Below are 22,063 nucleotides of genomic sequence, written 5' to 3'. Positions count from 1 at the left end.
ATGACGGAGAAGATCCTGGGCCGCGCCTCGGATCAGGACACGGTCCGCGCCGGCGAGAACCACGCCGTGCACCCGGCCCGGATGATCGCCTACGACTTCCCCGGCTACACCGATGTGATGTTCCGGCAGATGCGCGAGGACTTCGGCATCACCGAACTCGCGGACCCCAGCCGCTACATCGTCTTCATCGACCACATGCTCACCAAGGGCAACGACAAGGAAACCGAAGTCCACCAGGTCACCCGCGACTGGTGCGAGTTCTACGGCATCGAGCTGCACGAGGGCCGCGGTATCGGCCACCAACTCACCGCCGAGCTGGGCTTGGCGATCCCCGGCGAGTTCCTGGTCCATTTCGACGGCCATATCAGCGGTATCGGCGCGTTCGGCGCCCTCGGCTGGGGCATCCGCCGCGACCTCATCGAAGCCTGGGTCACCGGCCGCGTCTTCGTCGATATCCCCGCCACCACCCGTTTCGACCTCGTCGGCGAATTCCCGCCCGGCGTCGACAGCCGCGACCTCGTGCACACCATCATCGATATGGTCGGCGCCGACGGCTGCGCCCATCAGGTGATGGAATTCGGCGGCCCCGGCGCCCGCGCCATGACCATCGACCACCGCCAGGGCCTGTGCGGAATGGCCATGTTCACCGGCGCGGTCTCCGCTCTTTTCGAACCGGACGAGACGTCCCTCGCCTACGCGAAGAATGTCGCCCGTCGCGACTTCGACTCGGTCTACCCCGACCCCGACGCCACCTACGCGGCCCGCCACACCATCAACCTCTCCACCCTGACTCCCCGGGTGGTACTCCCCGGCTCGGCCCGCGCGGTCAACACCAAAACCGCCCAGGAACTCGCCGGCACACCCATCACCAAGGCGTTCATCGGCTCCTGCGCCAGCGGCCGCATCGAAGATCTACGCGCGGCCGCCCTCGTCCTCGACGGCCGCAAGGTCGCCCCCGGCGTCGAACTCAATGTCGTCCCCACCTCACAGAAGGTGTACGAGCAGGCCGAGCGGGAGGGCATCCTCGATGTGCTTCGCGCCGCAGGTGCGCATATCAATATATCGAGCTGCGATTTCTGCTTCGGCTACCAGAAACCCCTGCAAGCGGGTGAGAACTGTATCTCCACCGGCGTCCTGAACATCTCCGGTCGCATGGGCAGCCCCGACGCCAACATCTACATGGGCTCCCCCTACACCGTCGCCGCCAGCGCCCTGGCCGGCACCATCCAGGAGTCGGTCCAGTGAGCGCCTATCCCCCACCCCCGGACATCATCGAAGGCAAGGTCGCCTGGATCTTCGGCGACGATTTCGATATCGACCTCGTCGTCGGCGTCGCCAATATCAAGTCCTACGACCCCGACCATCTGCGCTCGGTGTGTATGCAGGCCTACGACCCCACCTTCACCGACCGCGTCCGCCCCGGCGATATCATCGTCGGCGGCCGTAACTTCGGCTACGGTCATCCGCACTATCCACCGATGGTCGCCCTCCGCAACGCGGGTATCGCGGCCATCGTCGCGGAATCCTTCTCGCCCGGCTTCTGGCGCGGCGAGACCTTCAACGGCATGCCGTTGATCACGATCCCCGGCGTCTCGACCGCAGTCCGGGTCGACGACGCCGTGGCCCTCGACTGGCGCACCGCCACCCTGCGCCGGCCCGAGGGAACCGACCTGGTCGGAACCCCACCGAACCCGCGGACCGTTCAGGTCATCGAGGCCGGTGGTTCGTATGAACTCCTGCTCGCCGAGCACGCACGCCAAGGACAACCGCAGTGACCAATGTCGATCATCGCGTCGAGAACCCTGACAGCCGGCCCGCCGGGCAGCTGCCGGTGACCGCACCGAAGAAGTCGAACTCCGTGGCCCGCCGCGCCGCCATCGCCGGCGGCGTCGGCACCCTCATCGAGTACTACGACTTCGCGGTCTACGGCTTCCTCGCCGTCACCATCGCCCCCCTGTTCTTCCCCTCGGACAATTCCGGCGTGTCGATCCTGTCGACCCTCGCCGTTTTCGGCGTCGCCTACGTCGCCCGCCCCCTCGGCGGCATCTTCTTCGGCCGCCTCGGCGACCGCCGCGGCCGCCGCCACTCCCTGGTGATCACCGTGGTCAGCATGGGTATCGCCTGCGGCATCCTCGGCCTGCTCCCCACCCATTCGACCGTCGGCGTCCTCGCCCCCATCCTGCTGGTCCTCGTCCGCCTCGCCCAGGGCTTCTCCGCCGGCGGCGAAGTCGGCGGCGCCGCGACCTATATCGCCGAATCCGCCCCGCCCCGCAAACGCGGCTTCTTCGGCTCCTTCACCCCCGTCGGCTCCACCCTCGGCTTCGCCGTGGCCGCCGCCGTCGTCGGAGTGGTCGCCCTGATGACCACGGACGAGCAGATGGAGTCGTGGGGCTGGCGTATCCCGTTCCTGCTCGCCCTCCCCCTCGCCTATGTCTGCCTGCGCGTCCGGATGAAGCTCGAGGACACCCCCGAATTCGAGGAGATGGCCGAGAAGCAGCAGGTCACCAAGAGCCCGCTGCTGGACACCGTCACCAAGAACCCGTGGTCCGTCCTCCGCGTCGTCGGCGTTGCCATCGCGATGAACGGCTCCGGCTATATCGGCCTGACCTACTTCAGCGTCTACCTGATCAAGAACCTCGGCTTCTCCAAGGACGCCGTCTACTGGACCTCGGCCATCGCCATCGCCCTGGCCTGCGCCACCTTCCCGCTCAGCGGCATGCTCACGGACAGGTTCGGCCGTAAACCGGTACTCGTGGGCGGGTATCTCGCCTACGTCGTGATTGCGCTTCCGGCGTTCATGATCATGGGTGCGACCGAGAGCATCCTCGTAATCGGCATCGTCTACTTCCTCTACATGGTGCTCAACGGGGTTGTGCAGGTTCCGGCGTTCCCGCTGTTCACGGAACTCTTCCCGCGGACAGTTCGCTACACCGGAGTCTCGCTGGGCTTCAATATCGGCACCATCGCCGCCGGCGGCACCGCCCCTTATGTCGCCGCCCAGCTCGTCGAATCGACCGGCAATGCGATGTCCCCCGCCTACTGGGTGATGGGCGTCTGTGCCATCGGCCTCCTCACCGTCGCCACCATCCGCGAAACCAGCCGCAAGGAACTCCCGGCATGACCACCGGTAACACCGGGTCGACTCCGTCCGCCGCACTTGATGAGGGTGCGGCGGGCGGGGTTTCCCCACGCCCCCACTTCGACACGCTCGTAGCGGCCTGGAACGACCGGGTCACCCACGAACCCGACGCTCCCGCCGTCGTCTACTTCGACACCACCCTCACCGTGCGGCAGACGGACGACCTCGCAACCGCACTCGCGGCCGCACTCGCCGAACGCGGCGTAGGCCACGGCGACCGGGTCGGCATCCACCTCCAGAACATCCCGCAATACGCCCTCGTCCTGCTGGCCCTCTGGAAACTCGGCGCCACCGCCCTACTGCTCAACCCTATGTACCGCGGCCGCGAACTCCGGGTATTGATCAACGACGCCGAACCGGTCGGAATCATCACCACCGACAGCAATGTCCCGCAGGTCCGGGAAGACGTCGCCGACAGCACGGTCCGCTGGGTCCTCGGCACCGCCGAATCAGAACTCCAGTGCCGCAACGACCGCCGCATCTTCAACGGCGAACCTGCCCCCGCGGCCCCCGCCGAACCCGACCTACTCGGCTTGGCACACCGCTACCTCGGCAAACACCCCCCGAAAACCCAGGTCCACGGCGAAGACCTGGCCTTCCTCGCCTACACCTCCGGCACCACCGGCCCGCCCAAGGGCGCGATGAACTCGCACACCAACGTCCTCGCGGTAACTACCAGCTTCGCCGAACTGGCCGGCATCAACACCGGCGACGTCGTCTACGCCCTCGCCCCGCTCTTCCACATCACGGGCGCCGTGGTCATCGGCTCCCTCGCTCTCACCGAACGCACGGCCCTGGTCTTCACGGGCCGGTTCCACACCGAGGTCGCCGTCGACGCGATCCGCGAGCACGGGGTCACCTACACCATCGGCTCCATCACCGCCTTCAACGCGATGATGAACTCGGAATACGCTTCCGCGGAACACTTCACGTCGATCAAGACGCTGTACAGCGGGGGTGCGCCGGTTCCGCCGAGTACGGTCGAGCGGTTTCGGGAGAGGTTCGGGCATTACATCCACAACGCGTATGGGATGACCGAGACGTCGTCGGCGGTCACGGCAGTGCCGCCGGGGGTGAGTGCGCCGGTCGATCCGGACAGCGGGACGCTGTCCATCGGACTGCCGCTGCCGGGGGTGAAGGTCCAGGTGGTCGCCCCTGAAGGCCACCCCCTCCCGCCCGGCAGTCAGGGCGAACTTGTCGTCACCGGGCGCCAGGTCATCGGCGGATACTGGCGTAAGCCAGAAGAATCCGAGGCCGCTCTACCCGAAGGTCGCCTCCGAACCGGGGATAGCGCGATCGTGGACGAACACGGGTGGGTCTACCTGGTCGACCGCATCAAAGACCAGATCAACGTCTCCGGGTACAAGGTATGGCCGCGCGAGGTCGAGGACGTTCTCTATGAACACCCGGCCGTACTCGAAGCTGCTGTCGTGGGCGTTGCCGACGAATACCGAGGCGAGTCGGTAGCCGCCTACGTCTCCCTGAAAGACGGCCACACCGCCGACGCCGACGCGCTGATCGCGTTCGCCCGGGAACGCCTCGCGCCCTACAAACGGCCCAGGTCCGTGGGAATACTCGCCGACCTACCCAAAACACAAACCGGCAAGATCCGCCGACGAGCGCTGCGCGAGCAACGGGATGACGTTCGAACAACACGATGAACTCCGGTTGATCGGTCGATGACGACATCATGACCTGCGTACTTGAACAGCATGAGCAGCTCGACCGCGTCTAATGTGTACACATTCGGGTACACTTAAGTCATGTTGATCGAGACATGGTCAGTACGGGAAGCTCGCGAGCGGCTACCACGAATGCTCGACCGATTCCGCCACGGCGACCGGACACCGGTCGGGGTGGGTTCACGCCGCAAGACCGAAGCCGTGATGATCCCTGTCGAAGTCTTCGAGGAGTTGACCGCCGAGCGTACTCGCGCGACCGCGGAGGCCAGAGCGTCGGTCCGCGCCGAAGGTCTGGCCCCCAGTCCTGAAGCCGACGACATCACGGCCCGATGGTCGCGGGGCGAGATCAGCACCGAGCAGATGCGTCAAATGGTTCGCGAACTGCACGGCGAGACGTGACAACAGACCCCTATATCGATACCGAATCAGGTGTATTGAGAAACCGCCTCGGCATCACCGACGAAGAGAAGCTACGCCGCGCCGAGGCCGACCTCACCTACGCGGCGCTGGCCGACCTGCGAATCCGCATACTTCCGGGCGGCTACGATCTACGACACCTGTGCGCATCCCACCTCGAGATCTTCGGCGATATCTACCCCTGGGCGGGAGAAGTCCGAACCATCGGCATCGCACGCACAGAACCCTTCTGCCTGCCGTCCCATATCGACTCCTATGCCGCGCAGGTGTTCGGACAGCTTGCGACCGAGAATTTTCTCCGCGGAGCAACCCGACAAGTATTCGTCGACCGCCTCACCCATTTCCTGGCCGAAGTCAACGCGATCCACCCGTTCCGCGAAGGCAACGGCCGCGCTCAGCGTGCATTCTTCGGCCAACTCGCCCGCCAAGCCGGCCACCCGATCGATTGGTCCCTACTCGATCCGGTGGAGAACGCCACAGCGTCGAGACTCTCGCTGGTCGGCGACAACAGGCCGCTGCGCGGCCTACTCGACCGACTGGTCCAGCCGGAGTAGCCCGATACGCACGTCATTCGTTGCTGTCTCGGCGCTCGTCAGCCGGTGACGGAGCTACTTCACTGCTCCGGTTCCGCGCCTTGTCAACATGCCGGATACCGATCTCCGATGCGCCTGCTTCGCGGGAATTCCGTACGGTGTCGGCCATGACCGACAACGACCCCGCACCCGACCTCGACGAGATCTCGGCCGCGATGCCACCGGCGGCGGTCAACAGGTTGTTCGGTGAACTGGTCGCCGATATCGCCGGGCAACTCGGAGCGCCGGGACCGGCGGCACCCCGCGACGTGCCGAGTGCACGGCGGCTTCGGCGCTCGACGCCGGTGACCTACCGGATTCGTATCGACCTGCTGCATGCGAAGCCGCCCGCGTGGCGGCGGGTGGAAGTGGCCTCGGATATGTTCCTCGACGAGTTGCACGAGGTGATCCAGGCAAGCTTCCATTGGTACGACTGCCACCTGCATCAGTTTGCGAGTTCCGGCGATCATTTCGCGGACGACGCCGAACTGTATCTGTGCCCATACCAGGTGGAAGAGGGCGATCCCGGCGTACCGGAGGAGCAGGTGCGGCTCGACGAGGTGCTCGTCTATGCCGGTGACGCGATGTCGTACTGGTACGACTTCGGCGACGACTGGATGCACGTGCTGAAGCTGGAGGCGGTGCTGCCGCGGGCGGATGATGCGCCGCGGGCCCGCTGCACGGCCGGCCGGCAGCCTTCCCCGGCGGAGGACTGCGGCGGAATTCCGGGATACGAGTTGTTCACTGCGGCCTGCGATCCCGGCCATCGCCGACACCAGCAGGCCCTGGCCGAAGTGCGTGAGTGGTACGGCGAGCATTTCGACCTCGACTCCTATGCCCCGGTGCCATTCGATCTCGATGAGATCAATGCGGCGCTGGCAGAACTCGGCACCGGCTCGCGCACCGGCAGCGCCGGTGCCGATGACGCGCAGGCGATCCCGCCCGCACTCGCCGAGATACTCCGGGCGACCGGCACGGTCCGCGGCAAACGGCAGCTGCGGGCGCTGATCACCGACGCCGCGCTGGACCGGCCCGCCACCGTCGATGCCGGCACTGCAGCTCGAGCCGTCCGGCCTTACGCATGCCTGCTGGACCAGATCGGGCCCGACGGCGTCGCCCTCACGTCGGCCGGCTATCTGCCACCCACCACGGTGGCCGCGGTCTTTACCGACCTCGACCTGGGCGAACGGTGGATCGGGAAAGGGAATCGCGAGGATCTCACCCCGCCGATCGCGAACCTGCGGCAGGCGGCGCAACAGGTCGGCTTGCTGCGCAAGTATCGCGGGCGGCTCAACCTGACAGCCAAAGCGCGCGCGATCGATGGCGACCCGATCCAGCTGTGGATGTTTCTCGCGGAACGGGTCCCGGCGATGCTGAAGGGAAAGGCCCGCCACGACACCGGCATTCTCTACTTCCTGGCGCTCGCGGCCGGCGACGCCGAGTCCGCCGTCGCCGAGATCCTCGACAATATGGGCTGGTGCCACAGCGACGGTTCCCCGGTGACGGCGCATTCGGTGATCGAACTCCTCCGCGGTATCAGATATGTCCTGGAACCGACCGGCCTGCGCTCCCCCGACGCGAGCCTGGCCACCGAACCGTTCGCCCGGGCGGTTCTGGCCCGATTGCTGTAGTCGTCAGGGGTCAGTCGCCCCGATACAACCGCTCGAGGTCGACCAGTTCCACATCGTCGCGGGAATCGGCCAAGGCGCGCAGTTCGGCGGTGAAGTCGTATCTGGTGAAGAGCAGCAGTTTGGTCTGCCGCGACGCGCGGGGATCGCGCTGAACCAGCAGATCCCGGATCCGGTCGAGCCGGTTGACCTGCTTCTCCCCGACGACCGCATGGTTCTTCGCCTCACCGATCGCGAGGATCCGTTCCGCACCACCGGCGTCCCGCCCGAACACTACGACGTCCAACTGATGGCCGGTCTTACCCGCGGGGTCGGGCAGAACTCCGGAAAGCACATGGGTGCGCCGGCCTCCCACGGTGTTCGGGGCCGCATACCACCGGCACCACGTACGCGACAACTGCTCGAAATGTGGACCGAGTACTTGACTTGTGAAGGTGGGCCCGGAGCGCTCCCACACCTCTGTCGCGTGCCCCGGGCGTTCGAGGTCGCTCCATTCCGAGCGCATGATCGCGTAATAGAAGGTCAGCAGCGGCTCGGTGATCCGGTAAGTGGACCGGCGGGCGTGGAAGGCATCCTGTTCGCGCGCGATCAAGCCGACGCCTTCCAGGACGGTAAGCGGGTGCCCGAGATCGGTGGACTTGCGGGCGAGGAAGCTCGCAATCCCGCCCCGGGTGTTGTTGCCCTCGGCAATCGCCGCGAGAACACCGTGATAGAGCGCACTTTCCCGCAGTTCGGGCTCTTCCGCCAGCAGGAACCGCGATTCCCGGAACAGCGGCCTCGATGAGTTCAGCACATTGCGGACCACCCACGGGCCGAAATCCTCGCGGTCGGCGGGAGTGTCACCGAGCGTGTATTCGCGCCGGTAAGCCGGCGTACCCCCCACCACGGCGTTCACCAGGAACGCCAGCGACAGGTCGTCGATCTCCCAGAACTCCCGCGCCAGCCGGTAGTCGAGGGTCGGCACGACAAGCTCCAGGCTTGCGCGTCCCCGCAACGGGGCGCTCCCGACGAGCAACTTGCTCATGAACGACTGGGCCGAACCGCACAGCAACAGGCGGATGGCGCCGGCGTGGCGCCGACCGGCCGGATCGAATGCGCGCTGGATCAACGACGGCAGCTCGGGTGACGCCTTGGCCAGGTAAGGAAACTCGTCGAGGACCACTGTCAGGGGCCGGTCACCAGCGCCCAGGGTCATGATTGTCTCGATTGCCTCCGGCCACCCGGCGAACCGGCGCGGCACCGGCTCGCCGAGATACCGCGCCAGAGCGCTACCGAGCTGGTGCAGCGACTCGGGTTCGGTGGCCTCGGTGGCCGCGAAGTAGAACCCGCCGGTTGCCTCGCATACCGCGTCGAGGAGGAAGGTCTTTCCTTGCCGGCGACGACCCGAAACGATCCCCAGCGCTGGCTGCGGCCCAGGGTAGGTGGCAAATCGGGTCAGCTCCGACCACTCGTGCTCGCGATCGAACATGGTCTCGGGCTTCAGCATGAGATCTATTATAACTCGATCTATTATAGGTGGAGTTATAATAGTCCGGACTGTCGTGGATCAGCTCGCGTCGCTGCGGCAGGATCTCACCCCGATTCACACCACCTGCTGATTGTCTCGGCGGCGCCGGGATCGAATCTGCTTCTCCACTGCGGCCCGCACCTAGTCGATCAGCACTGTGGGGCGTTCGGCGCTGCGCTTTCCCCGGCCGCAGCATCGCACACTGCAGCAATCGCGGCCTGAACTGAACTGCGGGTAGCCGCGAGACCTTCCACGAAGCGATCCGCGATCTGAAACGATTCCTCGACGAACCCAAGACCACCAGTCGATCAGAATTCACATAGGTGAGTCGGCTCGCCGGCACCGAAACCGCGGGCTTCACCGAGCCGGCTGCACACGATTTGTCAGCTCCGCGGGATCCACCGCCTGGACGAATGCCACGATCCGATCGCCAGACGCCGGGAGGTAGGAGCGATACTCGGCGACAGCCAACACATATGTCCAGGCGTAGAGCCTGTTTTCATCGAGCATGGGATGCGCGCAAAGCTCGCTCAGCCGCTCCGGAATCGACTCCGGCCCGTCTTGGAGCGCAACCCATAAGCCCGCCTCGGCATTGATATCCCCGACCGCGCCGAGTGGGTCGATCGTGTACCACCTCCCCGGGCCTTGGAGGATGTTCTTCGCCTGCAGGTTCGCATGTAGCACATGACGCTCGGTAGTAGTGCTGAGCAGTACCTCCAGCAGCTTCTCTGCCCTTGCGAGACGAGTTGCAGCACCGAAACGTTCCATAGCGTCGGCATAGCGCTTGTCCGCGAAACGTTCGCGCGCCCAACCGATCCGCATCCACGCTATATCGGCTAGGTCCTTGAGCTCCGGCGGTTCGGGCAGTCCCGGAGCGTTGAGCCTGCTCAGCAGCTCACCGAACTGCGCCGAATCACCGGCGCCGTGCACGGGCCAGGCAATCTCACCCGGCACGATGCGGGACATCAGGAAGACGCCCGAGTCTTGATCGAAGTGCAGAATTCCCGGTGTCGCACCCGAGGCCGACCAGCGATTGAGCATCGCCGTCTCGGTGGCCCCGGATTCCTGGTCGACGGGAATTTTCAGTACCGATCGACAGGAACGAGCCGTGACCGCGGCAGCGGCCCTGCCCGAAGCGGATCTCTCGGCGGTGCGGAGCAAAATCGCCGAGCTCCGCAGTAAGAACTATCCGCGCGGTGTGGTGGCGATCGCGGCGGTGCCGGCCTGGTCCGGCCCCGAAGCGTTCGAACACGACGGGCAGACGGTGCGGGTGCGCACGGCGCCGAGCGTGCTCGCTGTCCGCGATGCACTCACCGAACGGCATCGGGACGGCGTCGACTGGGTCGTGATCCTCACCGATCGCGAAGCCGCCGAACTGCCTGTCGGGGTTCTAGAGCACCTCGTCGCCGGACGATTGTCGAATCTGGATCCCTGGCCGGCGCTGCGGGAACTGTTCCGAGCGTCGCGGCAGGAGTTCCATCTGCTCTCGCTCAACAACGGCGCCGCCCGGGCGGCACTGCGCGATCTGGACGAGGTGGACAAGCCCGCGCCCCGCGGCGTACTCACCAACGATCACCTCTTCGCGGAACTGTCACGGCAGAAGTTCGGCCTGCAACCCGCCGAATACACCCCGCACCACATCGCGCTGTGGTCGATGGACGCGGCGGCGACCGCGCGGTTCGAAGTATGGCGGCAGGACACCGATCCCGCGCTGCTCGAACAGTTCTACACCTGGATCGCCAACCGGCTGGGCACCCTCGGGCCGACATTCGTGACGGTTTGGCGGGCAGGCGGCCCAGCCGACCTCGTACCGCTGGGCCTGGTCGCCGCGCTGCTCGGCGACACCGATGCGTCGTTCCCCGCTCCGCGCGACACCATGATCAAGGTCCGCACGCTGCTCGAGGTGGAGCTCAGTGGACACACCCTCACCGAACAGCAACTCACGCAGTGGGGTAACGCCGCCGCGCTCGCAGTGACCGGCACCGATGTGCCCGACGGGGTACTGCGCCGGGCCGAGGATGCCGTCCGCCGGTTGCGTGCCGAACCGCTGGTAGCACGCTCAGATGTGCTGCCCATGGCTTTGGCGCCGCGGATTGCGCATTTCGCCGCGGCGCTCTCCGAGGCCGTCGATTCCGGCAACCTCGCCGCGGCCGAGAACGCGTGGGCGGATGTGGTCGCGCATCGCGCCGCCCACGACGGAAGTCCGGACGCCCCGCGCGATGTCCGGGTAGGTGCTGCCGCGCTCCGGTTGTTGCGCCGGCGAGGTCTCGACTGGGTTGCGCCCGGCGGGCTCACCGACTGGCTCACCTACTACCGGCAGGATCTGTCGTGGGTGGATGATGCGGTGAACGATGCCTTCGTGGGCGCCGATGACGGCCGCCTCGCCGAGGCCGCGCACCGGATCGTCACCGCGGTGCGCGCCGCGCGAGGGAAGATCGACCGTGCGTTCGCGGAACAGCTGCGTGCCGAAGGCGTCCACCGCCCGGTGTCGGGCGATCTGCTCTGTGTCGAGGATGTTCTGGATCGCATCGTCAAACCGCTCACCGCGCCGCCCCCCGGCCCGACCGCCGGCTTGGTCGGCGGTTTCTCCGGAGGTCCGAAAGCCTCGCCCGTTCTGCTCGTGATCGCGGACGGTATGAGCGCGGCGGTGTCCAACGAAGTGGTCGCGGATGCCCTCCGGCGGCATCGGCCGCAATGGCAGGAATGCCGGATCGCCGGTACCGACGGACTCCACGCCGCGCTCGCGGCGCTACCGACCGTCACCCGGTTCTCCCGGTGCTCGCTGCTAACCGGGGCGCTCGCCGAAGGCGGTCAGGACAAGGAGCGGGCCGGTTTCGCGAACTGGTTGCGGCGCAACGGCTTCAAAGCCGCGGGTCCCGTGTTGTTCCACAAGGCCGAGATGGACCTGGTCACCCGGACCAACTCGCTCGCCGATGGGGTCCGGGACGCGGTCGGTGATATCGAGCGCAGGCCGGTCGTGGCCTGCGTGCTCAACGATATCGACGACGCCCTGGACCGCTCCGACCCGATCGGAACGATTTGGCGCACTTCGAGTTTCAAACACCTCGACCCACTGCTCACCGCCGCCGCGGCCGTCGGCCGGACCGTCGTCCTGGTGAGCGACCACGGACATGTGGTCGAACGACGTGAGCAACCGGGTGTCCAGCGTGGGCAACAGATCTCCGCCCGCTACCGGACCAACGCGGAAGACGCACACGACGACGAAGTGTTCGTCACCGGCGAGCGGGTGCTCGCCGGCAACCAGCACGCGATCCTCGCCGTGGACGAACAAGTGCGTTACACCGGCCTCCGCGCCGGTTACCATGGCGGCGCCGCACCGGCCGAAGCGGTGATTCCCGTGACGATCCTCGTCAACGGTGCGCTACCGCAGCATCTCGAGCTGGAAGTCGTACCACCCCCACAGCCCGTGTGGTGGCATCCGGCCCGGCCGGCTCCCGAGCCGGTGCCGGTTCGGACCGAACGCAAACCCGCCCCTCGACCGAAGCCGGCCGCCCCGGCGAAACCGGCCGTGCCCGCCGACGCATTGTTCGACCTGGGAGGTCCGGCCGAACCGGCGAAACCGGTCCCCGTCATCCAGGACCGTATCGGCGCACTGCTGGCCGGTGATCTCTTCAAACAGCAATACCAGCTGTTCAAACCGAAGTTCCAGAAACCGGTGATCGGCCGACTGTTGCAGGAATTGATCGATAACAACGGGCGCCTGCCGTTCGGCCGGGCCGCGGAGCTCCTCGAAGTCAAACCGACCCGCGCCCGCGCCGCCGTCGCCGTCCTCGCCCAGGTGCTCAACACCGACGGCGTCGTGGTGCTCTCCGACAACGGATCCGAAGTCGAACTCGAAGCCGCGTTGATGTTCGAACAGTACGGGGTGATGGCGTGACGACGCTGTCACCTGTCCGTCGGCGCGAGATCCTGCAGGCACTCCGGCAAGGCACCGTCCCGTCCGGCAGCCTCGACGTCCTCGCGGTCGGGATCGACCGGTTCGCCGCCACCGTCGACGAAGACCTCGATGCCGTCGCCGCCGGTGCGTCCATGTTCAAGGCCGTACGCGGTGACTACGGGTCCGGCAAGACATTCTTCGCCCGATGGATGCAGCAGCGGGCGATGCGCCGCGGGCTGGCGGTCGCCGAGGTGCAGATCAGCGAACTCGAAACACCGCTACACAAACTCGAAACCGTATATCGGCGCACCACCGAATCACTGCGGACTGCGGCATTCCCCCCGTCGGCCTTCCGTAACGTGCTCGACGCCTGGCTGTTCGGAGTAGAGGAGGATGCCGCCACCGCGGCCGGCGCCGAGGAGGCGACGGCCGAGCAGGTCGATGCATTGCTCGAACAGCGGCTCACCACTGTCGCCGCCGCAACACCGGTGTATCCGATGGTGCTGCGTGCCTATCGTGCCGCGCTCGCCGAAGGGGATGCCGCCACAGCCGATGCGCTGGTCGCATGGCTCGGCGGGCAGCCGCATGTCGGGGCTGCCGCGAAACGAGCGGCCGGTGTGCGCCAAGACGTCGATCATTTCCTGGCAATGGGTTTCCTGCAGGGACTGCTCGCGGTTCTGGCGGGTGCGCGGCACCCCGGCCTGCTGCTGGTGATCGATGAAGTCGAAACCCTGCAGCGCATGCGCTCGGACAGTCGCGCCAAAGCCCTCAATGCGCTCCGCCAATGGATCGACGAACTGGACTCCGGGCGCTATCCCGGGCTGTACTTGCTCATCACCGGCACACCGGCGTTCTTCGACGGCCGGCTCGGCATCCAGTCGCTCCCCCCACTCGCGCAGCGGCTGCACACCGATTTCACCACCGACGCCCGGTTCGACAATCCCCGCGCACCGCAGATCCGGCTCGCCGGCTTCGACCTCGACCGGCTGGTCGAGGTCGGTATGCGTGTCCGGACGGTCTACGCAGACGGCGCGGCTGCGCCCGATCGAATCCGCGCTCACGTCGACGACGCCTACCTGCGCGACCTCGCATCGGCCGTCGCCGGGAAACTCGGTGGGCAAGTGGGCATCTCACCGAGACTCTTCCTGAAGAAGCTCATTCTGGACGTTCTCGACCGGGTAGACCAATTCCCCGATTTCGATCCGCGACAGCATTACGCGCTCACCGTCACGAAAACAGAACTCACCGATACCGAGCGCGCCGCGGTCGACGCCGACGATGTGGAGCTCTAGGTGACGGGATTCGACAAGCTCGATCCCGGCCTCCAGCACCACATCGTCAACACGCTGGGCTGGCCCGGCCTGCGCACGCTCCAGGACGAAGCGGTCACCCCTGTCCTCAACGGATCGGACGCGATCCTGCTCGCGCCCACCGCCGGCGGCAAAACCGAAGCCGCGATGTTCCCGCTGCTCACCCGCATGCAGTCGGAACGCTGGACCGGCATATCGGTGCTCTACATCTGCCCGCTCAAGGCACTGCTCAACAACCTGCAGCCACGCCTCGCCGAGTACGCCGAATGGCTCGGCCGCTCGGCGATGACCTGGCACGGCGACGTAAGCCAGTCGGTGCGTGGGCGGATCAAGCGCGACCGGCCCGATATCCTGCTCACCACCCCCGAGTCGCTGGAATCGATGCTCGTCTCCGAAAGCGTCGACGCCGGGGAACTGCTCAACGGGCTCCACGCGGTGGTGGTCGACGAAGTACACGCCTTCGCCGGAGACGACCGCGGCTGGCACCTGCTCGCGGTCCTCGCCCGGCTGGAAACACTGCTGGGCAGGCGGCTGCAGCGGGTCGGTATGTCCGCCACGGTCGGCAACCCGGACGAACTGCTCGGCTGGCTGCAGGGCGGTGCTACCGGACCCGGCCGGGTCGTGTCCCCCGCGGTACCCGGCAGCGCCGTCACCCCTGATATCACCGTCGATTCCGTCGGTAGCGTGGAAAACGCCGCCAAGGTCATCGCCGCTCTGCACGCAGGCGAAAAGCGCCTGGTCTTCGTCGACTCCCGCCGTCTCGCCGAAGAACTCGGCGCCCAGCTCCGACAACGCGCGATCACCACGTTCGTCTCGCACTCGTCGCTGTCCGCCGCCGAGCGCAGAGAATCGGAACAGGCGTTCGCCGAGACACGCGACTGCGTCATCGTCGCCACCTCCACTCTCGAGCTGGGCATCGACGTCGGCGATTTGGACCGCGTCATCCAAATCAACGCTCCACGAACCGTCTCCTCGTTCTTGCAACGCCTCGGCCGCACCGGACGCCGGCCCGAAACGACCCGTAATTGCCTCTTCCTCGGAATCACCGATCAAGCCGTCCTCGACATACTCGGAATGCTCCAGTGCTGGTCCTCGGGCTGGGTCGAGCCCGTTGTGCCGACCCCGGAACCCCGGCATATCGCCGCACAGCAGATACTCGCCGCAGCGTTACAAACCCGCCGCGTACCCCTGAGCGGGTGGCAGAGCGCGTGGGGAGCACTGCCACTGTTCGGCACCGACGGACAGGAAATCTTCGACCACCTGCTCACCGAAGGGTTCCTGGAATACGACGCCGGCAGCGCCTTCATCGGACCCGAAGCCGAGAAACACTTCGGACGGCGCCATTTCATGGATCTACTCGCCGTCTTCACCGCCGCCCCGGAGTTCACGGTATTCGCCGGACGCCAGGAAATCGGCACCGTCGGCACCGCCGTCCTCACCGACCCCATCGAAGACCCACGAATCCTGCTGCTCGCCGGCCGATCCTGGCAAGTCACCCATATCGACTGGAAACGCCGCCAGGTCTACGTCGAAACCACCGACATCCCGGGCCGCGCAAAATGGAGTTCGGTCCCGGACGGCGCCTCGTTCGCGATCACCCGCGGTGTCAGAGACGTTCTACTCGGCGCCCTCCCCACCGGCGTCACCCTGACGAAACGGGCCGCGGCGACCCTCGCCGACCAGCGGCTGGTCCGCGCCGAACACGTCGCGGACGGGGCATTCCTGATCGTCCGCAATCGGCGGGAGGATTGGCACTGGTGGACCTGGGCCGGCAGCAAAGTGAATCGCACGCTGGCAGCCTGGGCAACCGACCTGGTACCGACCCGGCAGCGGATCGGCGCCGAATCGCTACGTCTCCACCCTGACCTAACGGTCGCGGATATCCGGGCGGGCCTGTCCAGGCTGCGGTCCGTCGGCGGCGGCCCGCAGCCCGAGGTCGACAGCAATGCGCTTCAGGGTTTGAAGTTCTCGGCCGCCCTTCCCAAAGGTCTCGCCCACGCCACCCTCACCGCCCGCATGTCCGACACGTCCCGTGCACGATCCGCCCTCGCAGAGCGAACAAAGGTAGCGAGTACCAAATGATCTGTCGGCCTGAACAGCTGTCGCCCCGAGAACCGGTTCAGGCCGCACGGTATTGACCGACGGCCGCCGCCAAATCAGTCATATACCGCGGTGGAGCAAACCCTCAGCCAGCATCAGTCGGTCGAAACTCATTGTGTGCATAGGCATTTGGCCACTAGCAACCGGACGAAAGCGATGCGGCGTCGATCACGCGCTCGGTAGCCTCGATGCATGGGCGAGGTCTTCAATCACCTGGTACGACTGCTCGAACTGCTCGCCAACTTCCTCGACAAAGTGAGCCCATGGGGGTTCCCTGGCCGATTACGATCGCCTGCATTTTCCCTGTCTTCATGGCGGTACTCGCCACTATGGTGTGGTGGTCGCGAGGTCGGGTGTGGCGGGTGACATGCGACTACACCGGCACCCGCGACGGGGTCCCCTGCCGGCGTTCGGTACGGGGCGAATGGCGACGCTGCTACCAGCACAGACCTGGGCAGCAGCGCAGCGGAGGGGAGGCCGTAGACGGCCGGTTGCGTTGGCAAACGAAGCGAAATGGCTCGTTGGTCGAGCGAGATGACATTCGCGGGAAGGGCTTCGTTCGTGACGAATCGCAAACCAGGTCTTTGCTGTACCATCGAGGATTCGCCCGTCCGCCCCGGGCTGTCGCGAAATTCTGGCGCGACTGGTGGTCATTTCGCCGAGGTGATCTCAGGAAGCTGCGCGATCAACTCCAGGCGGCCGGCGCCCTCGATCTACGTGCGATCTGGCGGGTGCCGGCCGGCCCATCGGCCCGCACAGCAGTCAATGAGCAGTTGGCACAGGCCATTCAGGCGACCAGGTTGGTCCTGGCGCTGGCCCTTTCCGGACTGGTTCTGGTGGGCGCTGCCGTATGGCGCGGCCAACACGCTCATTCCCTGCTGAACTTCGCAGCGACATTTGCTTTCATCGCGGCCTGGATGGTCGCACGGTGGGGAATATGCCGTGTCGCTGCCGGCGAGGTGCCGGCGACCGGACCCTCATGGTGGAAGCTGGCGTGCAATCAGACGCTATCACGGTTCGGGGGATTCCTGATCATTTCCTTCCTGGCAGGCCAAGCCCTCAGTCAATTGGAAACCTTGGTGAACGGTCCAGGGACTATTCAAATCGGCTTATAGGTGGCCGGCCCATCGGGCTCACGCCAGTTCGCGACCGGTTTCCCGATGCTGCCGCGCCGAAAATGTCCGACTACCGCCGCGGTCTCCGCTCCGTCGAGATCAACTCGGAAGAGTCGCGAATTGCTCCGCACAGCGCGGGCATACCGGCAGCTGGTCGGGATCGCGCATCGGAACAAAAACGACCCCGCACATCGCCCGGATTGCTGTACCGTTCACGCTGGCCTCGGCGATATGGGCCGAATGCGTGTAGTGCCCCACCGCGCCTTGTTCGGCGGACAGAAGCTCCGACCGACTATCCGCGGCGTCGATGCACCAGCCTTGTCGATCGAGGTGGCCGACCTCGCAGATAACCCAGGCGTGGTTCCGATATCGATCCCAATCCTGTACGGGTGGTGCGACGCAAATCAGAACACGCTCCATCGCGAGCCAACCCCACCTGCTCGCCTCGTGCGCCGGCTCCAGTTCGAAGGTGAGCGTAAATTCCTCACGCGGAGTTCCAGCGTCGGGAATATCGTCGAACTCGATCTCGACCCGTCCGATCCTGGAGGGTTGTCTGGACGGAGTCTGAGGGAGTTCGACTACCACTGTCCGTGTCGACCGAATGCCGCGCAATGCCGCGGCAATACGATTCTGGATATCGAGGTGCCACCTCGTGAGTGCCCAGGCAGCAGTCTCTCGCTTCAGCAGGGTGAAATCCTGTGAAGTGGGCAGCAAGGACGACCCCCGATCCGGCCTTGCGACCTGCCGCCCGAGGAGTTTGTAGAAGTCGTCGTCATCCTGGTGGTCGCCCTTGGCCAGTCCGGCGGTCACCACCCAGCGGACGCCGGTTGCGGGATCGGTCCAGATACCTGCTCGCCATTGGGCATTACGGAGTTCCTGGAGTCGGAGATCACCCGAACAACCGATCAGACGGGGCGCCGGATCCTGCCGGGGATCGGGGCCGTACATCGCTGCAGCTTTCCGCAGTAGCGGGTGCGGTAGCTCGCCGAGAGGCTGGATCGTGTCCCATCGGCCGTCGGCGATCGCACGCGTGTAATGAGGGTCTTCCCAGTTGGCGTGCAGGTCTTCGGCCAGCAATCGGACGGTGGGTCGCGCTCGCCGGTTGTGTTCCATCACGCCATTTTGCACAGCTGCGGGGCACCGCGTAAACCCAGTGCCCCGCAACCTTTGTGCGTTCTACAGTTCATCCATCAGTTCTTCGAGCGCGGCATTGTTGTCCTGGTCCATACGTGCAAAACGTTCGGCGAGCTCGTGGCGGTCACGATCGCGAGCAGCCGCGAAATCGAAGACGTCCTTCACGTAGAGGCGGCGGTCGCGGCCGACGTTGTGATAGGGCAGGACTCCTTTGTCGAGCAGCTTGTAGAGGTGGGTGCGACTCATGCCGAGCCGCGTCGCCGCGTCGGCGGGCGTGCAGGTTGCAGTGTCACCGAACACTGCGACGTTCACCCCATCGCCCGACGCGACACTGTCGGTAACCATACGAAGCGCTTCTCGCAGTTCAGAGGGACCGAGGGTATCGATCAACGATTGCAGGGCGGCCAGCTGTTCAGCCGGGGCACCCGTCGCGCTAACCTCGCGTATCCCGGCAGCCACGGCGACCTCCTCATCCTTCAGTTCGGCCTGATCTGATGTCACAGACGATACAGATGTCACAAATGACACTACGCGGCTCGGAGTACAGCGTCAACGCAAAATGATCAGCAACAACCCTGCCGCGGTGAACTCGAACACCGGCACTCGCCGACATCCAGGAGCGATGGCGATGAACCTGAACCGTCCGGAGCCGGCCCAGGGGCTGCTGTACGGCCGCGCCGTCCACACCGACATCCAGCACAGCCACCGCCGCGGCGCCATCGGATGCACCGCACCCGCCCTCACTCATCCGCGCACCGGCCGCTGGGCCTTCCTCATCCGCCCCGACCTCCCCGACGACACCGCCCTGTTCGCCGAGATGTTCCGCCACGACATCTGCCTCACCCGCCCCGGCGCCACTATCGCCCTCCCCTCCCCCGCCGATATCGACGAACAATTCCGCCGATGGATACACCTGCCCCGCAACCCGTTCCGGCCCTCCGGTCACACGGTCCTCGACGCCGTCCGCGCCTGCACCGCCCGCACCGGCTGGCTGGCCACCCCCACCCACGGACCACGCCCATGACCTCACCCCGCCCCGAGGAGCCCGACCTCCACCTCAGCATCCACCTCCACGACCTCCGCCTCGACTACGCCGCCTGCCACACCGCAGCCCACCACTTCGCCCACGAATGGCGCACCCACCACCCCGACGCCGCCGCCATCGTCCCCGGCCCGCCCGCAGGTCTACCCCGCCTCCCCAACGAACGCCTTTATCTACACCGCTGAGCCGAAAGGTTCGGTTTGCCGCTCGTACCGGTGAGCCTTTCGCGAAGCAGTACGACATTGAGACCCAGCCATAGCCGCGGCCCTGCGTTCGGAGGGTCGGCATATCGAGGACGTCCACGACATCCATAGTCCAGCAAGGATTGCCGTCGACCGGACCCGCCTGGTCACGCAAGGGCAACGTACCCCGGATCAGATAACTGAAGCAGATGCGCGCGATTGGCGTGAAATAATGAAGTCGCGTCCAGGCCGAATCCGTGGCTTCGGACGCGGATTCAGGAGGTCCACGATGGTTTCCTCACCAGTCGACGCTCTCGGGCCCCACGCTCCCGGCGTCCGTTCCCTGCTCGTCGAAGTCGTGCGGTCCAGGCACGATCGGTTTGCCGAGGGGCACCAGATCTCAGGGTCGCGGTACACGCTCGGATTCAGTACTCAGTGGCGAGACCTGTTGGAGGACTTCCACGAAGCGGCGACGAAAATCGGCTTCCAGTCGTACAAGCTGACTCCGGGGGGTCACAAGATCCCGGTTATCAACGGCTGCCTGGTTTACGTCTGGCGCGTCCCGGACAACCCGAATGCGGTGAGCAAGTTCGCCGCGAGTCCGACACGCAAGGCCGGCTTCGCTGCCGAGCCGCCTCCACCGATGCTGTTCGAGCCCCGTTTCGCTGACGCGGTCGAGTCGGCTGAGGACAGTCCCGCGACGAGCGAGACAGAGGCCATATACGAGACCGTTCACGATACGATGCCGGTCGTACTCGTCATGGTCTGGTCGACTCCCCGTCACTTGCAGTCGATCGAGTGGGCAGTCGCCGTGCTGGACGACGCTGATAACGTCCAGCTGAGCGGCCAGGAGTGCATCTGGGAACCGGAGCTCGTCAGTGCCGATGTGGCATTCGACGTCGAATCGTTCGATAGCGGCACTCCGGTCAGCCCCGTCGTCGAACCGCGCGAACAGGAGGAAACGGATCCGAATGGGTGACGACACCCCGAGCCTGTTCGCCCCGGCCGGCTCAGGGCAGATGCACGGCCGCTTCGAGCCCGCGCGGCTGACCCAGGCCCGTGTCTTCCGCTCGATAACCAAGTCGGACTTGGCCGGCCAGGTAGGCGTATCGGCCGCCGCGATCGGCCAGTACGAGGCCGGAGTCAACGCGCCCCGTCCCGACGTGCTCGAACTCCTGGCGAAGGTACTGGAGGTTCGTCCGAGCTTTTTCTCTATCGGACGCCCTCTGGTCCGCATCGACACCGTGAACGCGCACTTCCGAAGCTTGCGGTCGGCGCGCGTGAGCGACCGCCAGAAAGCACTGGCCACGGCGACGCTCGTGTGGGAACTGACGTTCGCGTTGGAGCGGCACGTCAAGCTCCCCGCAGCGGACCTTCCCGTGGTCCGGCCCGGCACTGCACCGGCGGAGGCCGCTGAGCTCCTTCGCCGACACTGGAGTCTGCCAGATGGCCCGGTCAAGCACTTGGTTGCTACGGCCGAGTCCCGCGGCATCGTCGTGGCGGTGCGCCCACTCGGTGAGATCGACGCGGTGGACGCCTTCTCGGCCCTGCTCGTGGACCGGCCCATCATCGTGACAACGCCACGGCGGACCGAGAACGTGTTCAAGCATCGGTTCTCGATCGCGCATGAAATCGGCCATCTCCTGCTGCACCCCGGCCCCGGTGAGCACGGCGCGACCATCGAGAAGGAGGCCGACGAGTTCGCCGCTGCTTTCCTCACCCCGGCGGCCTCGATGGATGCTGCCCTCCCACAGCGCCTCGACTTGGCTGCCCTCGATCGGCTGGGCAGGACGTGGGGTGTCTCGCCGCATTCACTGGTTCGCAGGATGGTCGAGCGCGGGCGCACCACCGAGTCGTCGGCCCGGCGGGCCTACCAGCGCCTCACAATGGTCAACGACCCGCATGCCGACCCATCGAGCGCGTACCCGGGAGAGGTACCGACGCTTCTGAAGAAGGCCGCGGAGCTCGCAGGAGACCACGGCGCTGGTATCCCCGCCCTCGCCGAAGCCCTCAGAATCAGCCCGGGCCAAGTCCGCGACCTACTCGGCGAGGCCGATCAGCGGCCAGTCCTGCGCCTCGTCGGTAGCGAATAGCGGTCGGCCCGGATGCCTTCGGATAGCGGGAAACCGAAGATATCGAAGTGCCCGTCCGGACTGGGAATCCCTGACCACAGCCGAGTCCAGCCCGCACTCGAGCGCCGGGCACAGGCCGGGGAACCCTGAGCTTCGGAGTCCGCTTCGGGTCAGCGTACGAATGGCTTACCGTACTCCCGCGCGACGACCAACCGGCCGATTTCCTGCAGTCTCGGGTAGCGTCGACCGCCAATCGGGCTAGTCG

At 66.0% G+C, this 22,063-nt stretch carries 19 protein-coding genes; 15 read left to right on the top strand and 4 right to left on the bottom strand.

What is annotated here, in order from left to right; genetic code table 11:
• From NGR01S_RS21455 to NGR01S_RS21425, 7 genes are all read left to right on the top strand, one after another.
• Positions 1 to 1,245, top strand: coding sequence for a 3-isopropylmalate dehydratase large subunit (locus NGR01S_RS21455; protein ID WP_063039604.1), 1,245 nt, complete (start codon positions 1 to 3; stop codon positions 1,243 to 1,245).
• Positions 1,242 to 1,775, top strand: coding sequence for a 3-isopropylmalate dehydratase small subunit (locus tag NGR01S_RS21450; RefSeq protein ID WP_063039602.1), 534 nt, complete (start codon positions 1,242 to 1,244; stop codon positions 1,773 to 1,775). The genes NGR01S_RS21455 and NGR01S_RS21450 overlap by 4 nt, the downstream gene beginning before the upstream one ends.
• A 50-nt stretch (positions 1,776 to 1,825) precedes the next feature.
• Positions 1,826 to 3,121: an MFS transporter gene (locus tag NGR01S_RS21445; RefSeq protein WP_063039902.1), complete on the top strand. Its 1,296-nt coding sequence runs from the start codon at positions 1,826 to 1,828 to the stop codon at positions 3,119 to 3,121.
• On the top strand, positions 3,118 to 4,800 hold the full coding sequence (locus NGR01S_RS21440) for a class I adenylate-forming enzyme family protein (RefSeq protein WP_063039600.1): 1,683 nt from the start codon (positions 3,118 to 3,120) through the stop codon (positions 4,798 to 4,800). The genes NGR01S_RS21445 and NGR01S_RS21440 overlap by 4 nt, the downstream gene beginning before the upstream one ends.
• 102 nt (positions 4,801 to 4,902) lie before the next feature.
• Positions 4,903 to 5,220, top strand: coding sequence for an antitoxin VbhA family protein (locus tag NGR01S_RS21435; protein WP_084481550.1), 318 nt, complete (start codon positions 4,903 to 4,905; stop codon positions 5,218 to 5,220).
• A gap of 35 nt (positions 5,221 to 5,255) precedes the next feature.
• Positions 5,256 to 5,792, top strand: a complete 537-nt coding sequence (locus NGR01S_RS21430; RefSeq protein ID WP_218020810.1) for a Fic/DOC family protein — start codon at positions 5,256 to 5,258, stop codon at positions 5,790 to 5,792.
• A gap of 146 nt (positions 5,793 to 5,938) precedes the next feature.
• On the top strand, positions 5,939 to 7,441 hold the full coding sequence (locus NGR01S_RS21425) for a plasmid pRiA4b ORF-3 family protein (protein WP_157107375.1): 1,503 nt from the start codon (positions 5,939 to 5,941) through the stop codon (positions 7,439 to 7,441).
• 10 nt (positions 7,442 to 7,451) lie between these two features.
• Here the strand turns inward: NGR01S_RS21425 and NGR01S_RS21420 are convergent, their stop codons facing one another.
• Both NGR01S_RS21420 and NGR01S_RS21415 read right to left on the bottom strand, forming a co-directional pair.
• On the bottom strand, positions 7,452 to 8,924 hold the full coding sequence (locus NGR01S_RS21420) for an AAA family ATPase (protein ID WP_063039592.1): 1,473 nt from the start codon (positions 8,922 to 8,924) through the stop codon (positions 7,452 to 7,454).
• 378 nt (positions 8,925 to 9,302) lie between these two features.
• Entirely contained in the window at positions 9,303 to 10,106 is an 804-nt protein-coding gene (locus NGR01S_RS21415) for an aminoglycoside phosphotransferase family protein (RefSeq protein ID WP_169811944.1), read from the bottom strand.
• On the opposite strand from NGR01S_RS21415, the gene pglZ reads away from it, so the two are divergent.
• From pglZ to NGR01S_RS31130, 4 genes are all read left to right on the top strand, one after another.
• Entirely contained in the window at positions 10,054 to 12,843 is a 2,790-nt protein-coding gene (pglZ, locus tag NGR01S_RS21410; protein ID WP_063039588.1) for a BREX-2 system phosphatase PglZ, read from the top strand. The genes NGR01S_RS21415 and pglZ overlap by 53 nt on opposite strands.
• Positions 12,840 to 14,135, top strand: a complete 1,296-nt coding sequence (brxD, locus tag NGR01S_RS21405; protein WP_063039586.1) for a BREX system ATP-binding protein BrxD — start codon at positions 12,840 to 12,842, stop codon at positions 14,133 to 14,135. Before pglZ ends, brxD begins: the two co-directional genes overlap by 4 nt.
• Positions 14,136 to 16,235: a DEAD/DEAH box helicase gene (locus NGR01S_RS21400; protein WP_063039584.1), complete on the top strand. Its 2,100-nt coding sequence runs from the start codon at positions 14,136 to 14,138 to the stop codon at positions 16,233 to 16,235.
• Between the two features lie 539 nt (positions 16,236 to 16,774).
• Complete coding sequence (locus tag NGR01S_RS31130; RefSeq protein ID WP_157107374.1) at positions 16,775 to 17,368, top strand: hypothetical protein; 594 nt, start codon at positions 16,775 to 16,777, stop codon at positions 17,366 to 17,368.
• A 99-nt stretch (positions 17,369 to 17,467) separates the two neighbouring features.
• Here NGR01S_RS31130 and NGR01S_RS32015 read toward each other — a convergent pair whose 3' ends face one another.
• On the bottom strand, positions 17,468 to 18,481 hold the full coding sequence (locus NGR01S_RS32015) for a DUF3039 domain-containing protein (protein WP_063039582.1): 1,014 nt from the start codon (positions 18,479 to 18,481) through the stop codon (positions 17,468 to 17,470).
• 63 nt (positions 18,482 to 18,544) lie between these two features.
• Positions 18,545 to 19,003 (bottom strand): helix-turn-helix domain-containing protein, encoded by a 459-nt coding sequence (locus NGR01S_RS21390; RefSeq protein ID WP_218020809.1) that lies wholly within the window; start codon positions 19,001 to 19,003, stop codon positions 18,545 to 18,547.
• 127 nt (positions 19,004 to 19,130) lie between these two features.
• Between NGR01S_RS21390 and NGR01S_RS21385 the strand changes: the two genes are divergently transcribed.
• The 4 genes from NGR01S_RS21385 to NGR01S_RS21375 all read left to right on the top strand — a co-directional run bounded on the left by NGR01S_RS21385 (position 19,131) and on the right by NGR01S_RS21375 (position 21,819).
• On the top strand, positions 19,131 to 19,526 hold the full coding sequence (locus NGR01S_RS21385; RefSeq protein WP_174551730.1) for a DNA-directed RNA polymerase subunit beta: 396 nt from the start codon (positions 19,131 to 19,133) through the stop codon (positions 19,524 to 19,526).
• Positions 19,523 to 19,729, top strand: coding sequence for a hypothetical protein (locus NGR01S_RS31125; RefSeq protein WP_157107373.1), 207 nt, complete (start codon positions 19,523 to 19,525; stop codon positions 19,727 to 19,729). The genes NGR01S_RS21385 and NGR01S_RS31125 overlap by 4 nt, the downstream gene beginning before the upstream one ends.
• 286 nt (positions 19,730 to 20,015) lie before the next feature.
• Positions 20,016 to 20,705, top strand: coding sequence for a hypothetical protein (locus NGR01S_RS21380; protein ID WP_063039578.1), 690 nt, complete (start codon positions 20,016 to 20,018; stop codon positions 20,703 to 20,705).
• Positions 20,698 to 21,819, top strand: a complete 1,122-nt coding sequence (locus NGR01S_RS21375) for an XRE family transcriptional regulator (protein WP_063039576.1) — start codon at positions 20,698 to 20,700, stop codon at positions 21,817 to 21,819. Before NGR01S_RS21380 ends, NGR01S_RS21375 begins: the two co-directional genes overlap by 8 nt.
• Positions 21,820 to 22,063 lie beyond the last annotated feature (244 nt).

This window comes from Nocardia grenadensis NBRC 108939 (assembly GCF_001613445.1).
Classification (GTDB): Bacteria; Actinomycetota; Actinomycetes; order Mycobacteriales; family Mycobacteriaceae; genus Nocardia; species Nocardia grenadensis.
The sequence above is the reverse complement of the archived record's forward strand: the minus strand, read 5'-3'. Positions and strand labels throughout refer to the sequence as shown.

What these genes read in the sequence shown, in the direction of transcription:
- NGR01S_RS21455 (WP_063039604.1), top strand. Translation starts at nt 1, where the DNA reads ATGACGGAGAAGATCCTGGGCCGCGCCTCGGATCAGGACACGGTCCGC.
- NGR01S_RS32015 (WP_063039582.1), bottom strand. Translation starts at nt 18,481, where the DNA reads ATGGAACACAACCGGCGAGCGCGACCCACCGTCCGATTGCTGGCCGAA.
- NGR01S_RS21425 (WP_157107375.1), top strand. Translation starts at nt 5,939, where the DNA reads ATGACCGACAACGACCCCGCACCCGACCTCGACGAGATCTCGGCCGCG.
- NGR01S_RS21440 (WP_063039600.1), top strand. Translation starts at nt 3,118, where the DNA reads ATGACCACCGGTAACACCGGGTCGACTCCGTCCGCCGCACTTGATGAG.
- NGR01S_RS21420 (WP_063039592.1), bottom strand. Translation starts at nt 8,924, where the DNA reads ATGCTGAAGCCCGAGACCATGTTCGATCGCGAGCACGAGTGGTCGGAG.
- NGR01S_RS21385 (WP_174551730.1), top strand. Translation starts at nt 19,131, where the DNA reads ATGAACCTGAACCGTCCGGAGCCGGCCCAGGGGCTGCTGTACGGCCGC.
- NGR01S_RS21375 (WP_063039576.1), top strand. Translation starts at nt 20,698, where the DNA reads ATGGGTGACGACACCCCGAGCCTGTTCGCCCCGGCCGGCTCAGGGCAG.
- NGR01S_RS31125 (WP_157107373.1), top strand. Translation starts at nt 19,523, where the DNA reads ATGACCTCACCCCGCCCCGAGGAGCCCGACCTCCACCTCAGCATCCAC.
- NGR01S_RS21380 (WP_063039578.1), top strand. Translation starts at nt 20,016, where the DNA reads ATGGTTTCCTCACCAGTCGACGCTCTCGGGCCCCACGCTCCCGGCGTC.
- NGR01S_RS21435 (WP_084481550.1), top strand. Translation starts at nt 4,903, where the DNA reads ATGTTGATCGAGACATGGTCAGTACGGGAAGCTCGCGAGCGGCTACCA.